This is a genomic window from Cellulophaga baltica (assembly GCF_018861125.1).
Taxonomy (GTDB): Bacteria; Bacteroidota; Bacteroidia; order Flavobacteriales; family Flavobacteriaceae; genus Cellulophaga; species Cellulophaga baltica_A.
Genome location: NZ_JAHKQN010000029.1, coordinates 256,481 through 273,304 on the forward strand (window position 1 = coordinate 256,481; position 16,824 = coordinate 273,304).

Sequence of the window (16,824 nt, forward strand, 5' to 3'; positions counted from 1 at the left end):
TTTAACCTCAAATTTAATGGTAAAAAAGCATTGCGCAAAAGAGAAAGTGTAAAAGTTATAGAGTTTGCTATTTCTTGTAAATAGGATCAGGTAAAATAAAAGAATTGTGTTTAAAATGTTGCCATTCTGCAGCACCCAAATCTACAGTTTTGTCAATGAGTCTTTTTGAAGGTTTTCCATTGATACTTACTCTACCATAAACATGTATTTCCACATCTTTATTTTCTTTTTCAGCTTCCTTTTTTAGATATTGAGCAAACTGCCACATAAAATCAGGGTAAGCTTTTACTTTTCGAATCTGTTTAGCCGTTAAATGTTCTTTTAACCGTATGTTGGTCGATTTTTTTGTTTTCTTATCTACCGATACAAATTGAATACTGCCTTTTCTTGTACGTAACATCATACGCCAACTCATTCGGTGGCCTTCTTCATTCCAAAGAACATCACCTTCAAAAAAATGATGACGTAATGGTAGTCCTATCTGGATTATTAAATAGATACTCCAAAATGCAATGATTAATTTTTTATTTTTTAATAGCGAGGTGCTTTCTGTTGGGTATTCTTTTTTCTTCTTAAAAAAGATGTTTCTAATTTTTTCAGGTTCAAAGAAAAAAGCTGTAAAAGCTAGCGCTAAATAAGGGAATATGCCAATTTGAAATACAATCGAATTAAACAAATGAAAGAAAATAGCAAATATAAAAGCAATTTTTCTAGTCGGTTTCCAAAGTAAAGCGGGTATAATTAGTAAATCGAATAAAATGCCAAATACAGCAATTATTTGGTGAATCCATGGTTGTTGTAAGAGCTCGCCAATTAAAAAATATTCAGATTTACTGCTCATCAATACTTTTATAAATTTAAACTCTAACCAATCAGCATATAACTTAGCGACCGAAGCATACGTGTACACAATAATTAGCTGTATGGTTATGATGATTTTGTAAAACGCATACATTTTATTGGTGCGTATCTCAGGGTTTAGTTTGGCATCAATTGAATAATCTTTATGAGCAGGAAAAAAAACCATAATCCATGATACTAGAAATAGTAAATAGTAATGGTTGTTATAAGATGTTTTTTGCATCAAATAGGCGCCGGACCATAGTACAGCAAACCCAATCATTGAATACCTGTACTTGTAGCCAATGGATATTAAAAGTCCCAAAGTTCCCATAATTACAAAGTATAGGTACATACCTTGCCCGCGTAAAACATTTAAAAACTCAAAACCAATAAAAGGGAAATATACAGTAGGTTCTACAAGATTAGCTTTAACCCAACCTGTTAAAATTGCTCCGTAACATTCAAAGCTAATTAAGATTCCAAAAAATATTCTAAAAAGTATTAAACCTATGTTGTCAATTTTTTTGAAAAGAAAAGAACTCATTGTTTTGCAATTAAATTAATAGCAGTTTTTTGGTCTTTATATAATTGGTTTTTTAGGTCTTCTACAGATTTGAACTTTTCTTCATCACGAATACGTTCTAAAATATTTATCTGTATTTTTTGCTCATACAAATCGTTATTGAAATCAAAAAAGTGGACTTCGATACTACGTTCAGTACCATTTACCGTAGGGTTAAAGCCAATATTCATCATCCCAAAAACAGTACGATTGTTGATGGTGCTTTTTACTACATAAACACCGTTTAATGGTATTAATTTATAACTTTCTTCAATATGAATATTTGCCGTCGGAAAATCTATTTTTCGGCCTAAGCCTTTTCCTTTTTTAACGGTTCCGGTAAGCATGTATTCATATCCTAAATATGAATTTGCGGTTTTAATATCACCTTCTTCAAGTGCACGTCTAATTTTAGTAGAACTAACCGATACATCTTCAATCTCTTGCGCCGGAATTTCATCCACTTGAAAATTAAATGTTTTTCCGTAATCAATAAGATCTTTAATATCAGCATTTCTATTACGACCAAAACGGTGATCGTAACCAATAATTATTTTTTTACTGTTCAGACCTTTGACTAATATTTTTTCAACAAAGTCGGTGGCAGAATACCTTGAGAATTCACGAGAAAAAGGGTAGATCATCAAATAATCTAAACCTATTTTTTCAAGAATATGAATTTTTTCGTCTAAGGTGTTAAGTAGTTTAATATTCGCATCTTGTTGTAATATCATACGCGGATGCGGAAAAAAAGTAAGTACCGTAGCTTTTAAATCTAAAAGTTTGGCATCGTTTATGAGACGTTCTAAAAGTTTGCGATGCCCAATGTGTACTCCATCAAAAGTGCCAATAGTCACTGCCGTAGGATGTAGGTTGTCGAATTTACTTATGTTTTGAAACGTTATCACAAAAATAAAATAATAAAAAGCGTACTTTTATAATCTTTTAATACGTATTAATGGCAACAAACTTACGTTTAGTTTTTACAATTCCCATATTTTTTATATGCTTTTATGGGGTGGCTCAAGATGATTATTGGCATGAGAATACTTCAAACAGTCAAAAAACATCAAATACGTTAAAAAATATTAAAGTACATACAGCAAAAGTTTATAATTTATCTGAGGCTGATTTTAGCCAAAAGTTGTCAAAAATTACTTCAAAGCAAGCCATAAATAAAGTCTATTTCCCTGATGCTACAGGTAAAATGTATGCCTTTGAAATAGAGGAAGCGACTGTTTTTTCTCCTGAATTAGCACAAAAATATCCACAAATAAAATCTTACAAAGGTGTGTCAACAGATACCGATACCGCTAAAAAAATTCGGTTTAGTGTTTCGGAAGATGGTGTGCAGACTATGATGCTTGATAAAAGTGGTGGTGATGCTACTTTTATGCAAAAAACTGCAGATGGTGATTATGTTTTGTATGCGCGTGATGCTACAGATGTGTTAGATAATGATTTTGTTTGTGCTACTGAAGAAGCTGTAGTGTCAGTAAAAACACTTGCACTAAGTTCAAAATTGGTTAGTGATAAAGTTTTAAGAAAATTTAGAATAGCTGTCGCAGCTACTGGTGAATATACCGAATATCATGGTGGTACAGTAGCAAATGCTTTAGCGGCAATTAATGCTACATTAACTAGAATTAATATGGTTTTTGAGGTTGATTTAGGAGTGACCTTAGAGCTTGTTGCCGATAATGATTTAGTTGTTTATACAGACCCTGATACAGACCCTTTTGATACAAGTTTAAATACAGAAGCACAAAGTACATTTTCGAGTGAAATTGGTGCGTCAAATTATGATATTGGACATTTATTTCATGCTGATTTTGATGGTGGTGATGCAGGATTTATTGGTTCCGTTTGTGTAGACTCAGAAAAGGGTAGTGCGTATTCTTCAGGGCAAAATCCTGAAGGGGACTTGTTTGATATTGATTTTGTTGCTCACGAAATTGGACATCAATTGGGTGCAAACCATACCTGGTCTTTTGAGTCTGAAGGTACACTAGTGCAAACTGAACCTGCCAGTGGTTCTACAATTATGAGTTATGCTGGTATTGTAGGTAGCAACAATGTAGCCACAAATGCCGATGACTATTTTCATTATAGTAGTATCAAGCAGATTTCTGAAAATTTAGAATCTACATCATGTGCTGAGGTAATTTCGCTAAGCAATAATCCACCAGTACTTACAGATCTTGTAAATTATACTATTCCCATAGGAACAGCTTTTGTGCTAGAGGCTGAAGCTACCGATTCAGATGTTGATGATGTTCTAAGTTATACTTGGGAGCAAATTGATGATGGTATTGTTACCAATACTACATTTGGACCCGATAACCCTAGTGGTGCAAATTTTAGATCGTTTGAACCAACAACAAATACTAGTCGTTATTTTCCAAAATTATCAAGTGTAACCTCTGGTAATTTAACGCAAACGAATCCTACTGAAAATTCTGCCTGGGAAACTGTTTCTAATGTAGAACGTGAAATGAATTTTGCTGTAACTGTTCGTGATAATAATGATGAAGGTGGGCAAGTAGTGTCTGATGAAATGGCGGTGAATGTTTTAAGTAGCGCAGGTCCATTTAGTGTTTTGTCGCAAGATGCTGAGGTTACTTATGATGGCGGAAGTACACAAGAAGTAATTTGGGATGTAGCAGATACTAACAATTCTACAATTAACGCTCAAACAGTAGACATTTATTTGTCTTATGATGGAGGTGTTACTTTTTCTGAATTAATTGCTGATGATGTAGTTAATGATGGGTCTTATGATGTGTTGCTTCCAGGGGAGGCAACTACGCAAGCAAGATTAATGGTGAAGGCAAGTGATAATATTTTCTTTGCAGTGAATGCTTCAGATTTTACCATAACTAATTCAGATATCGTTTTAAATTTTTCAAGTTTAGAATATGAGGTTTGTCAACCTGATGATCTCATTGTTCCTTTTGTATACGAAACAAATACTGGTTTTACTGAAACAGCTACATTTAGTGTAACAGGATTGCCTGATGGATTAGTCGCAACATTTTCAGAAGATACTGCTACTGAAGATGAAACAGATATTGAAATTACTTTTACAGGAACAGGTGATGTTGACGCTGGCGTTTATCCAATAAGCGTAATTGCTACAGCAACCAGCTTTACGCAACAAGTAGATATTGATGTTCGTATTAGTAATACAAGTTTTTCAGAAGTTGTTTTGACTTCCCCTGAAGATGATTTTGTTGATGCCAGTCTTTATCAAACATTTGAGTGGAATGAAGAAATATTGAGTACTTCGTACGATGTGGAGATTGCTACTGATGAAAGTTTTACTGATATTGTTGAAACGGCCAATGTGCTTGTAAATTCATATACAACTACAGGCTTAGATTCTGAAACTGTATATTATTGGCATGTGAAGCCTAAAAATGGTTGTGGTGAAGGTGCTTTTAGTACAGCAAATAGTTTTACAACACAAACAATTAGTTGCCAAACAACAGCAGCATCATTAGTGCCAGTGACTATTTCATCATCAGGAACATCAACAATTACGTCAACAGTAACTTTTGTTGAAGACTTGCCAGTTTCGGATATCAATGTAATTTTAGATATTACACATACTTATTTGTCAGATTTGACTATAAAGCTAACCTCGCCAGAAGGTACTAGTGTTATTTTAGTGTCTAACTCTTGTGGTAGTTCCCGAAATATAAATGCCACTTTTGATAATAGCGCTTCAAGTTATTCTTGTGGAACTAACCCAGCAATTTCTGGGACTGTAAAACCTTTGGGTTCTCTAACTTCTTTTAATGGAGAATCCTCACAAGGAGAGTGGATCCTTGAGATTTCAGATAATGTTAACGGAGATGGTGGTTCATTAAATAATTTTGAAATTGAATTGTGCGTAGAAGGTGAGTTTAGACCTGATGAAGATAATGATGGCGTTTTTGATGATGGTGATGATTTATGTTTAAACACTCCTGAAGGTCAAGAAGTAGATGCAAATGGTTGTGCTGTTTATCGTTTTGATTCTACTAATTTTTCAGTTGAAATAGATAGTGAATCTTGTATAAATAATAATGATGGTGAAATTAGAATTGAAGCATCAACATCACTAAACTATACGGCTACAATTACTGGCGAGGGGCTTGACATGGTGGCCAGTTTTACTAGTTTTTATTCGCTAGAAAATTTAGAAGCTGGTAGTTATTATATTTGTATTACAGGTGTTGATGGATCAATATCGTATGAAGAATATTGTCTTGATGCCATTGTAACGCAACCAGATGAGTTGAGTGTAACTTCTGATATTTCGGCCAGTGACAACCAAGTTGATTTGTTTCTATCTGGTTCTGATACTTATACGATAGAATTAAATGGTGTTGCAACTGAGGTGGCAAGTGACCAAATTACGCTAGATTTAAAAGATGGATTTAATACATTAAAAGTTAGTACAAATTTATCATGTCAAGGAGTTTATGAAGATACTATTTTGATCGCAAACGATCCTTATATCTCACCAAACCCTGCGACGAATGAGACGACTATTTATACTGGCATCACTTATGATAATTGCAAGGTGCAAATATTTTCAACCAATGGTAGTTTGGTAAAAGAGATTACTTATGAAAATTCAAGTTCAACTTTAGATTTTGAAGTCTATAGTTTGCCAAAAGGAGTATATGTAATTAGGCTTACTGGTGATAATCTAAAACAAACTTTAAAACTTATTAAAAATTGAGAAAGTTAATATACATAGGTGCTATTTTATTAGTGTTCGGCTGTTCAAAAAACAATCAGCCCGATTCACCTGATGCAACTTTTTTGATTTTTCCATTACAAAATTCAGAATGTACTACGGGTGAAAGCATCAACCAAACGACTAGAATTATTACTTTTGAATGGGAAGAAGCGGATCATACGGATAGTTATGAATTAACTGTTGAAAATTTGTTGACAAATTCCACACAAATTGTAAGTACTAATGAAACTTTTGTGGAATTACCAGTTAAAAAAGGAATGCCTTTTAGCTGGAGTGTTACTTCAAAAAATACTGATGTTGATGAAACTGCCACAAGTGAGGAGTGGAAATTTTACAATGCAGGAGCTCAAACGTCATATGCACCTTTTCCGGCGGATATATTATCACCTAGTTCAGGAGAATCTGTTTTTAAACATAGTAATGATGAAGTTACTTTGATTTGGGAGGGCACTGATGTTGATTTAGATATTGATAGTTATGAAGTATATTTCTCTACAAGCAACCCGCCAACTATTTTGATAGATACACTTGATGCTTCAACAGAAGAATTAGATGTTACTGTAGCATCAAGTACAATTTATTACTGGAAAATTAAAAGTATTGATGAAGCGGGCAATACTTCCTCTTCGGGTGTATATAGTTTTAGGGTGTATTAACTACCGTTGTACGTATTCATAGTTCTTTCAACGCCTGCTAGAACAAAAGATTTAATTACTTCAGTAGATTGAGCTAGTCGTTCTTTAAGAGCATCTCTTTCTTCATCAGTCCATTTGCCTAATACGTAATCAACTTGTCGGCCTTTGCCAAAATCGGCACCGACACCAAATCTAAAACGGTTGTAATTGGTGCTGTTTAATACCTGTTGAATGTCTTTTAAACCATTGTGGCCGCCATTGCTACCTTTTGTTTTTACACGAATGGTACCAAAATCTAAATTTATATCATCAGTAATTACTAAAATATTCTCTACAGGTATGTTTTCTTTTTGCATCCAATATTGAACAGCTTTACCACTTAAATTCATATATGTAGATGGTTTTAGTAATAGCACACTTCTGCCTTTAACTTTGTATGTAGTTACATCACCAAGTTTTACTGTATTGAAGCTTAAATCTTCTTTATTAGCGAGTGCATCTAAAATTTTAAAACCTATGTTGTGTCTTGTTTGTGCGTATTCCGGACCAATATTTCCTAATCCTATAACTAAGTATTTTTTCATGGAATCAACCTCTTGTAAATAATTTTTATTACTGCTAAAAATGGACTTTAAAAAACCAAACATTATTGTGATTTACTATGGTGTAAAAATACAAAAGCATCCCAACATAAATGTAGGGATGCTTTGTTTTATACTTGTGAGAAATTTATTCTGCAGCTTCTGCTGTAGCTTCACCTTCTTCACCTTCTTCATCATCATCAGCAACAACGTTACGAGATGATTTAACTTGAACAACAGTTGTGTTTTCTGGGTGTAAGATTGTGTACTCTTCTTTAAGTAATGTACCTACAGCAATGTTTCTTCCAATTTTAAGAGCTGAAATATCAACATCAAAGAAATCAGGTAAATCAGCTGGTAAAGCTTTGATAGTTAATTTTCTTAATCTGAATAATAAACGACCACCATTTTTTACACCTGGAGAGTTACCTACTAAACGTACAGGAATATCCATTGTTACTTCTTTGTCAGCAAATAACTGGTAGAAATCTATGTGTAAGATTTTATCAGTAACTGGGTGAAATTGGATGTCTTGTAAAACAGCATCAAATTTTTCACTACCTTCAAGCTCAATTACTGCAGTATGAGCGTTTGGGGTATACACTAAGTTTTTGAACGCTGGTTCATCCGCTGAAAAGTGTAATGGTTTTTCCCCTCCGTACAGTACGCAAGGAACCTTTCCAGCATTACGTAAGGCTTTTGTTGCTTTTTTGCCTACGCTTTCTCTTTTAGATCCTAAAATTGTAATTGACTTCATTATATGTATTAATTATTAATATACTTATTTGGTGTAGTTTGCACTACATTAAAAATTTAGAGCTTATTGATGTGTTTGTGTGAACTCTTTCCATAACGTCAGAAAACAAATCAGCACAACTTAAAACTCTTACTTTTTTACTATCTTTTCTAGTCGGAATAGAATCTGTAATGATTAGTTCATCTAACTTAGAATTTTCTATTTTTTCATACGCATCACCAGATAACAAACCGTGTGTTGTAATGGCGCGTACACTTATTGCACCACGTTCTATCATCAGGTCAGCTGCTTTTGTTAATGTTCCGGCAGTATCTACCATATCATCAACAAGAACTACGTTTTTGCCTTGGACATCACCTATTAACTCCATATGTGAGATAATATTGGCTTTTTCTCTTTGTTTGTAGCAAATAACTACATCAGAAGATAATGCTTTTGAATAGGCGTAGGCTCTTTTTGAACCACCCATATCAGGAGATGCAATAGTTAAATTGTCAAGGTTTAAACTTTTTAAATATGGTAAAAACAATGTTGATGCAAATAAATGATCAACAGGCTTTTCAAAGAAACCTTGAATTTGATCTGCATGCAAATCCATTGTGATAATACGAGTCGCTCCAGCTTCTTCAAGCATTTTTGCAACTAATTTTGCAGCAATAGGAACTCGTGGTTTATCTTTTCTATCTTGTCTAGCCCAACCAAAGTAAGGCATAACAGCGGTAATGTGTCTTGCTGATGCTCGTTTTGCAGCATCTAACATTAATAACATTTCCATTAGGTTTTCAGAACTTGGGTTTGTTGACCCAATGATAAAAACACGTCTTCCTCTAACCGATTCTTCAAATGAAGGTTGAAACTCACCATCACTATATCTTGAAAAAATAACTTTACCTAATTCTGAACCAAAAGACTTTGCAATCTTTTCAGCTAACACAGCACTTTGTGTACATGCAAAAATTTTAGGCTCAGGGACTTGATAGACCATTGTTAATTTGTTGTTTTATAGTTTGTTAAGCTCCTTGATCGCTTAGAAGCTGCAAATTTAGAATTTTTTTTGTCTTGCTAAAGGATAAATCTGTTATTTTTTGATTAAAAAAGGAAAATATTTTATAGTTTTGCACTCCTTTTAATGCTCGAGTGGCGGAATTGGTAGACGCGCTGGATTCAAAATCCAGTTCCTTTGGAGTGTGGGTTCGATTCCCACCTCGAGTACTTTAACCTCTAAAATCAATAGATTTTAGAGGTTTTTCATTTTTTAAAACAAACATTCTTTCTTTAATAATTCTAAATCTTTTGTGAACGTAATAGCTTTTTCAGCTCTATGATAGGCTTCTTTAGAGTTTTTTAATGCATTTTCTTTTAGACTTGTATTTTCAATACTTGCTATTGATTTAAATGCTTTTTGTAACCTAAGTAATACCTCAATATTATCAGCGCCATCTCTTGCAATTGGCCTAAATGCATCATCAAAAAAATCTTCTATTGCTATTTGTGGTACCTCTATACGGTTAAAAGTTACTTCTGGTTTACGATCACTCTCAATCTCTTTTTGCCATAGAAAAAATAATCTTTCGTGGCTACCTATAATTTGTATTGCTGTTCCTGGGTCATTTATACCTGGTGAGAGAGCTCTACTTGCAATTTCAGTTAATGAAATTAAACCAAATCTAGGGTCTTCGTCAAATAGCCTCGTGTGTCCAATAGTTATAGCTTTGTTGATGCTCTTCTCAATTTCATCAAAATCAATATTTTTATCAGCCTTAAAATTAGCTATAGCAAAATTCTTATGTACATATTTGCCGGGCAAACAATTAAGTTTAATATGTAAATCTTTATTTTCAGCTAATACTTGTAAAGTGTTTAAGTTTAAATTTTTGAACATAACCTACGCTATTAGCGTAAACGGTTTTCTGGTATTTAATACTTTTTTTATGAGGAAGTGCTTTTAAATAAGGGTTTTTTATGTGTTGTGATAATGACCGAAATGCAACTGCCTCCACTTGACTTATAGTATGCTCTAAACGGCCTAATTTTGAAATTCTGTTTACCCACCTTAGAAAAATGAGAATTACTGCTGTAAAAAGTAATATCGTAAATACAAACAGAATAAATTTACCTGCTTTATCATAATACCCGTTATCAAGTGCTATGGTAGCCACAATACTGAAAATAAATGCTCCAATAAAAACGGAAAGCGCATTTTGTGAAACATCATCAGTTATTACAATTTTAAAAGAACGCGGAGTTGCGGTATTACTTGCTGATGAAAATGCTGATAGCATTGATGTTACTGCAAATATTGAAATAACTAACATACTAGACGATATAGTGTCTAAAAGACCTTTAATAGATTCTATATCAATGTTAGGGACTTTATCATTAATGCTAGTTCCGTTTGCTTGATGAGCTAGTAGTGCTCCTACTACAGAAAATAAACAAAACATAAATGGTCTAAACCATAATTGTTCTCTAATGCGGTTAGAATAAATTATAATTTTTTTTCTCATTTAGTTGAATGTTGTTTTTTGAAGGTACACAAAAATTAGTATAAAAAAAGCTTAAACCAAAGTTTAAGCTTACTATATTATATCTAAATTTAACCAAAATGAGTAGTTTTTTTTCAGTAACCCTTAAGTTTAATTTTTATTCATTTTGTTATAAATCGGAAAGAATAAAAAAGTTTTTTTTCACCACAGTTATTTGTTATATAACGGTTTTTATTCTCTGTTTTTGTTTAGTTCATTTCCAAAATATAAAACAGATAAACTTATTAAAAGACAAGGAAATAAACCCGTTACAAATCCAGTTGGGAATCCGTATTTTACTAAAATTAAAATAAAGTAAGCAATATAACCAAATCCGAATTTTAGTATTCTTTCCATTCTGCTCATTTTCTTTGTCATTACAACTATGAAAAACGGGAGGAATATACTTAATAAATATCCTCCAAATACACTATTCATATTTGCGTTTGAGTCTAATGTAAGAAATCCGATAATTCCCATTAAGACCATATTCAGAGCTATGAGAAAAAGTCCATTAATTATTTTAGTTCCAATATTTTTTTCCCGAATAGAACTTTCTGTTAAAATCAATTCTTTTGAGTCAATCTCCAGGACTTCGCAAATCAAATTTAAGGTTTTACCTCTTGGTTCACTTTCCGAGTTTTCAATCCGTTGAATTGTTCTCAAGTTTATTTTTGCTTTTTCAGCCAATTCCTCTTGAGTAAGTCTTTTTATTTTTCGGGTTTCACTTATTTTCTTTGCTATCCAATTCATTTGTTTGATACTTTTATTTAAATCTAAAAGTAGTAATTCGGTTAAAGTTTGATAGCGGTTTTCCTATGATTTTTATATGACATTTGCTTTGTCATTAAATGCCGTAAAGTTTTTCTATATTAACTCCTTTAAACTTCACTCCATATATAGTCGATTTTATCTTAAACTAATGTTTAATTTCAATCTAAGAAATATAGATGTAAATATCCCTAATACATTTCGTAATTAATAACTTTTAAATGTTATAGGTATACTAAAAGGTACTCTAACAGGCTTTCCTTTTACTTTGCCAGGAATCATACGAGGAAGTTTTGCAAAAATTCTTCGGCCTTCCAATTCAAATAAAGGGTGTGGTCCTCTGGTTCTTATGTTTTTTACAGATCCATCTTTATCAATTACAAACATAATGTTTATTCTACCCTCTATTCCTAATTCTTTGGCTTCTTCTGGATAATTAAAATTTTTAACAATGTGTTTGTTTAATTTGTTTTGAAAACAAGATCTCCAAGTGCTTTTAGCCATATCTTCACAGCCAGGAAATATGGGTGCATCTTCTACTATTTGAAAGCTAACATCACCTTCACCTGCTTCTTTTTTTTCTTCTTCTTTTAAATTTTCTTTACTTACCTTAATGTCTATTACCTTTAACCTAATGTTTTTTTCTGGGGTAAATTTAGCATATAAGACATAACCAGTGCTAACAGCCGTATTTTTTAATTGAACCACTTTTAATTTTGGGAGTTTTTTTAAAACCAGGCCTATTTTTTTTTCAATAAATTTAGTTTCTGGCCTACTATAAATCTCCGAAGATTCTAGCTCTCCTTTAGGATCTGTAAAAAAATTAAAATATACTTTTCCATTAAAATTTTGAGAAATAGAGTCTTTAGGCATCTTTAAGTTCTCATTAAAAAACTCCTGTAATTTACTTGTAAAACAAGCGTTTTTGGTTCCTGGGCTGGTTGCAGTGCATTCAATAAAATTGGCATAATCTGTAACTTCTTCAAACGGTCTGTAAGAAGTTATTTCCATACCATCTCCATTAGTTTGATAATATTGTGCACTTACTGTAAAGGTAAATAACAAGGTAGTAAAAAATGTATTATAAGCTATTTTTAAATTAAATTTCATAATGGTCTTTATTGTATAGTTAACAGTACAAATATTGGTATTATTTAAGACAAATGTAACTGCCAACACGTATTTGCTGGCTTTTAATGCATATTAGATATCAAAAATTATTTAGTCTAAAAATAAAAGTAAACATTTGGTTTAGCTTTTATTGAAGGTGTTTTATATATAATGTTGATACTAGGTATTTGTGTGTTTTTATTTTAAAAGCCTCCTGAAACGTCGAGATGAAGATTTGATAGTCTTTGGAGCTTTGGAGTTAACACAAATGCCCTATGTTTTTTATAGCACTTGTTGCCACCAGTTATTTTATCAGTTTAATTATATTCGGATATAAATTTTCTGTTTTTCCTTTACTCGTTTTAATTGCAAAAATTATTGGTAATATTATGTTCAAAGCATAAAGTCCGATAAAAACATAAAAAAGAATAGGATAATAACCGTAATGCATAATTTTCGAAAATGCGAATCCAGTTATGCATAAAAATGTTATAATCGACCATAAGATTTGATAATTCAAAAGATTTGCTCCGATATCTTTTAGTCCAACAATTTTATCTTTTTTATTCATCCATAAAATCAGAGGAACAATTATATTCCCAACAGGAATAGCTAAAAAAACGATTACAGAAAGATGAAAAATTGTTAGATAGCTTTTATCTGTTCGTTTTCCATAATCTAAAATATCTTCCGCATTAATGTTCAGAACCTCACAAATTAAATTCAAGGTTTTTCCACGAGGTTCACTTTCATTTTTTTCAATCCTCTGAATTGTTCTTAAATTCACTTTTGCAGATTCAGCCAACTCCTCTTGAGAAAGTCCTTTTTGCTTTCTTATTTCTCTAATTTTTTTTCCAATTTCGTTCATAATTAATTTTGGTTTATTGTTCCTGCAAAACTAATTATGAATCTGTCCATTTGATAACGGTTTGTTTGCGACATTTTTACGACATTCTTGTCAATATGTTGATTTCGTTTAGTTTTTTTCTAACGTTTAGTATATGAAAAGTAGGCGATTACGAAGCACAAAATTTTCAGTTAAGTACAAAGTTTTAAACGAACAAAAATCCTTGATTTTATAAATGTTTCGCCTATTTTTTATATACATCTTAAGTTTGATTTCTATTAAATTTAGTTATAAATCAGAAAGAACAAAAGAAATTTAATACAATAAAAAAGCTCAAAGAACCAGTTTTTAAATTTATGAGCCTAGAATAATAGTATCTAAATTTAATTGAGAAAAGAGTTGTTTTTTACCTCAGTTATTTGTTAGGCAAAGTTTTACTTTTTAATCAAATTAATGGTAAAGTTTAGTTGTGTGTCTTTCTTGTTCATAAAATCTGAGTACGATTGAATTACATTGAAGTCTGGTTTGATACCGTCACCATAATTTTCATCAGGTAATTCTTTTACGTCCTGTTCTAAATCTACAATTGAGAATTGTAGTATTAATTTTGAGTTTGGCAATTTGTAATGTACAGGAATATGACCTGTGTGTCCATAATATCCACCAGCTGTTTCTTCACCAATTACAAAGTTCTTTTCATCACTTTTAACTAAACTAGCAAATAATGAGCCTGCAGAGGCAACAAAAGGGTCTACTAATAAATAAATGGTGCCGTTAAATGCATTTTTATTTGGATTCCAAACTTTATTAAAATTATTGTTTTGGTAGTATTTTCCATCTTTAAATATCGAATGTTCTTCTTTTAAACTTATCGGTAATTCATCTATATCATCATCAATGTAATATTCTTTAAAAGGGATGTCTTGAAAAATAGTGTAGGCAGATGTATTCTCTTTAAAATTTCTTTTTGTTAAGTATGAATACAGAAGTATGTCGTTTGGGTCATTTCCACCACCATTATTTCGAACATCGACAATTAGGTTATTAGTTTTATTTCTTTTTAATTGAATAAAAACTGAATCTAGAAATTTAGCATACTTTTTATGACCTTCAGAATCTGAGCCACCCATACCGAAGGTTTTTATTTTTAAGTATCCTGATTTTATAGAGTCTATATATTTAAAACTATATTCTTGTTCTATTTTAGTTTTCTTTTTCTTGAAATTATTTAAGAAAGTAGTATAATCAACTGCTGTAATTTGTTCTTTTATACTAGATGAATTTTTACCTTTGTAGACAATTTCAAAATGTTGTTGTTTTCCAAAAATTAAGTACATATAGCTTGCTAGTCTGCCAGTTTCTATAAATGAGTATTTTCCTGTTTTGTTATGACCATCAGTACTCGTGTAATTTGCTAATAATGAAGCTAGTTTTTTACTCGGTATATTATTTATAGCTATAATTTCACTTCCCTTAGGAATAGTTTCAAATTTGTACTTAGTATATATTTTATCCCCCAAATATTTTAACGGAATTGGAAAAAATATTTGCTCTTTATTTAATCGTTGTTTTAATGAGTCTGGAAAGTACAATTCATTATGGCAGCTTCCTGTATAATCGATTACATTCCATAATACAGTATAATATTCTCGGTATGATAGTTTGTCGTTTATAAGCCTTTTGTTTGCTTCAAAAACACTATCTATTACTTGTTTTGTATGGTATTTATATAGTCCTGCATTGGCTTGTTTAAAGATATTTTTAAACAACTGATAATCGTCAAGCATTTCTTTTTCTGAAAGTCTATTTTCCTCAATAATTACACTCTTTTTAGGTTCTAAATTACAAGAAATTGCAAGTGTTAAAAGTATAAAAATGCTAAGTTTGGTAATTGTATGCATTGTAAAATTATGTGTTTTTTTACAAATGTAATACTGCCAGAACCTTACTTACTTGTATAATGTTGACAATTTTAAAGCAGGCTGTTTTTATAGTCTTTTGGTGAAGTGCCTATAAAACGTTTAAAGGTTTTAGAATAGTGGGCTAAGTCTGTAAAATTATATAGGTAGGCTAAATCAGTAAGGTTTGTAGTGTTTTTTATAATCTTTTTACTCGAAAATACTTTTCGCATAAGTATATAATTCATTGGCGTCATTCCCGTATATGTTTTGAACTTTTTTGAAAAACCATATTTATTAATATGTGCCATTTTAGACAGTTCTTCTAAGTGAAATTTTTCTTGAATATGATTCTCTATATAGTTGTTTATGTTAGCAAAGTTTTTAAAATCAATATATGAATAGTCCGTTGTACTCTCATCCGAAAATTTTTCAAGAGCTTTCGCTAATTGATGAAAGTGACTATCAATAGTTTCTATATCAGTTGCATCTAAAGCGTCTTTTAAAGCTAAAAACAAGCGGGTTGTTTTTTTACTTTTTATTTTTCTGTTTCCATTGGTGAACTTTATGTTTTTTCCGTTTAGGGCTTTTTTCATAAGTTCATTTGGAACGTAAATAGTATCAAATTTTAAACACAAAGTTTTATCAATTAATGGGTTTGAATGCACTTCATAAGGGTTAGTAATTGAAATAATACCAGCTTCACTAAAGAGACTATGTTTATCAAAATCAATTTGTTCTGTTCCTTTATGTATGAGCGAAATACAAAATGTTTCGTGGAAATGTTTCGGAAATTCGTTAGTCTGGTTTTCTATAGATATGTATTCTAATTTATGGAATGGCATTCTTGATTCTACAGTTGTTTTTAATCTCGACTAATGTCAAATTTTGTTGTTGAAATTCAGTTAATTATGTTTTTTCAAATTTATCAATTTTTTCCGTCTTTTAGAATCTTTTTCTCTCGTTAGCTTGAGGAATTAATCGGATTCTGATGTGGGGAATGTTGCCTAACGGTCACGGCTCGTATGTTTGTTTCTTAGTTTGAAGATAGTATATTTTTAAGAGATTAGGAGGTTCGGCTAGATACAAATTAATTGATATCGTTTCATAGAATTAAGACTTTTAGAGTTCTACTACTTTTTTATTAAGCGAACGCGTTCCCTTGGGCAATTTTTATAGACGCTTAAAAGAAACGATAGATTTAGATTTTCTTTACCCGATGACCAAATCCTTCTACGGGTCTAGTGGTCAAAAGAGTATAGATTCCGTAGTGTTTTTTAAATTGTGTTTGGTAGGTTATTTAGAGAATATTATCAGTGACCGTAAGCTTATTGCCCATTGTTCAATGCGATTAGATATTTTATTTTTTATTGATTATGATCTAGAAGATGAATTGCCATGGCATAGTACGATTAGTCGTACGCGTCAGCTTTATCCAGAGACTGTATTTGAAAGTGTTTTCACTACGGTATTGGAGCTTTGTATAGCCAAGGGAATGGTAAGTGGCCATACACAAGCTATAGATTCGGCGCCTATAAAAGC

At 31.7% G+C, this 16,824-nt stretch carries 14 protein-coding genes, 1 tRNA gene and 1 pseudogene; 4 read left to right on the forward strand and 12 right to left on the reverse strand.

What is annotated here, in order from left to right; translation table 11 throughout:
* Positions 1-67: 67 nt before the first annotated feature.
* Both KO500_RS15290 and KO500_RS15295 read right to left on the reverse strand, forming a co-directional pair.
* Complete coding sequence (locus tag KO500_RS15290) at positions 68-1,387, reverse strand: HTTM domain-containing protein (protein WP_215957432.1); 1,320 nt, start codon at positions 1,385-1,387, stop codon at positions 68-70.
* Positions 1,384-2,313: a bifunctional riboflavin kinase/FAD synthetase gene (locus tag KO500_RS15295; RefSeq protein ID WP_215957433.1), complete on the reverse strand. Its 930-nt coding sequence runs from the start codon at positions 2,311-2,313 to the stop codon at positions 1,384-1,386. Before KO500_RS15295 ends, KO500_RS15290 begins: the two co-directional genes overlap by 4 nt.
* A 50-nt stretch (positions 2,314-2,363) precedes the next feature.
* On the opposite strand from KO500_RS15295, the gene KO500_RS15300 reads away from it, so the two are divergent.
* Both KO500_RS15300 and KO500_RS15305 read left to right on the forward strand, forming a co-directional pair.
* Positions 2,364-6,137 carry a reprolysin-like metallopeptidase gene (locus tag KO500_RS15300; RefSeq protein WP_215957434.1) on the forward strand — a complete coding sequence of 1,258 codons (3,774 nt, stop codon included), beginning with the start codon at positions 2,364-2,366 and terminating at the stop codon, positions 6,135-6,137.
* Complete coding sequence (locus tag KO500_RS15305; protein ID WP_215957435.1) at positions 6,134-6,814, forward strand: hypothetical protein; 681 nt, start codon at positions 6,134-6,136, stop codon at positions 6,812-6,814. Before KO500_RS15300 ends, KO500_RS15305 begins: the two co-directional genes overlap by 4 nt.
* Here KO500_RS15305 and pth read toward each other — a convergent pair.
* The 3 genes from pth to KO500_RS15320 all read right to left on the reverse strand — a co-directional run bounded on the left by pth (position 6,811) and on the right by KO500_RS15320 (position 9,116).
* Positions 6,811-7,440 carry an aminoacyl-tRNA hydrolase gene (gene pth / locus KO500_RS15310; protein ID WP_215957436.1) on the reverse strand — a complete coding sequence of 210 codons (630 nt, stop codon included), beginning with the start codon at positions 7,438-7,440 and terminating at the stop codon, positions 6,811-6,813. The two genes, KO500_RS15305 and pth, sit on opposite strands and share 4 nt — an antisense overlap.
* 82 nt (positions 7,441-7,522) lie before the next feature.
* On the reverse strand, positions 7,523-8,131 hold the full coding sequence (locus tag KO500_RS15315; protein ID WP_215957437.1) for a 50S ribosomal protein L25/general stress protein Ctc: 609 nt from the start codon (positions 8,129-8,131) through the stop codon (positions 7,523-7,525).
* 43 nt (positions 8,132-8,174) lie between these two features.
* On the reverse strand, positions 8,175-9,116 hold the full coding sequence (locus KO500_RS15320; protein WP_215957438.1) for a ribose-phosphate pyrophosphokinase: 942 nt from the start codon (positions 9,114-9,116) through the stop codon (positions 8,175-8,177).
* A 146-nt stretch (positions 9,117-9,262) separates the two neighbouring features.
* Between KO500_RS15320 and KO500_RS15325 the strand changes: the two genes are divergently transcribed.
* Positions 9,263-9,343: transfer RNA gene (locus KO500_RS15325), tRNA-Leu, on the forward strand.
* Positions 9,344-9,386: 43 nt separating this feature from the next.
* Here KO500_RS15325 and KO500_RS17415 read toward each other — a convergent pair.
* The 7 genes from KO500_RS17415 to KO500_RS15355 form a co-directional block, all read right to left on the reverse strand.
* Positions 9,387-10,013, reverse strand: a complete 627-nt coding sequence (locus tag KO500_RS17415) for a DUF2254 family protein (protein WP_252732540.1) — start codon at positions 10,011-10,013, stop codon at positions 9,387-9,389.
* Positions 9,970-10,638 (reverse strand): DUF2254 family protein, encoded by a 669-nt coding sequence (locus KO500_RS17420; protein ID WP_252732542.1) that lies wholly within the window; start codon positions 10,636-10,638, stop codon positions 9,970-9,972. The genes KO500_RS17415 and KO500_RS17420 overlap by 44 nt, the downstream gene beginning before the upstream one ends.
* A 210-nt stretch (positions 10,639-10,848) precedes the next feature.
* Positions 10,849-11,409: a helix-turn-helix domain-containing protein gene (locus tag KO500_RS15335; protein WP_215957439.1), complete on the reverse strand. Its 561-nt coding sequence runs from the start codon at positions 11,407-11,409 to the stop codon at positions 10,849-10,851.
* A 225-nt stretch (positions 11,410-11,634) separates the two neighbouring features.
* Positions 11,635-12,537, reverse strand: coding sequence for an energy transducer TonB (locus tag KO500_RS15340; protein ID WP_215957440.1), 903 nt, complete (start codon positions 12,535-12,537; stop codon positions 11,635-11,637).
* A gap of 304 nt (positions 12,538-12,841) precedes the next feature.
* Positions 12,842-13,405, reverse strand: a complete 564-nt coding sequence (locus KO500_RS15345) for a helix-turn-helix domain-containing protein (protein WP_215957441.1) — start codon at positions 13,403-13,405, stop codon at positions 12,842-12,844.
* A 413-nt stretch (positions 13,406-13,818) separates the two neighbouring features.
* The gene (locus KO500_RS15350; protein WP_215957442.1) at positions 13,819-15,285 is read right to left on the reverse strand and encodes a S41 family peptidase; all 1,467 of its coding nucleotides are present in this window, start codon (positions 15,283-15,285) and stop codon (positions 13,819-13,821) included.
* Between the two features lie 71 nt (positions 15,286-15,356).
* On the reverse strand, positions 15,357-16,127 hold the full coding sequence (locus tag KO500_RS15355) for an AraC family transcriptional regulator (RefSeq protein ID WP_215957443.1): 771 nt from the start codon (positions 16,125-16,127) through the stop codon (positions 15,357-15,359).
* Positions 16,128-16,420: 293 nt separating this feature from the next.
* Between KO500_RS15355 and KO500_RS15360 the strand changes: the two are divergent.
* Positions 16,421-16,824 (forward strand): annotated as a pseudogene (locus KO500_RS15360) (transposase); the annotation flags it as partial.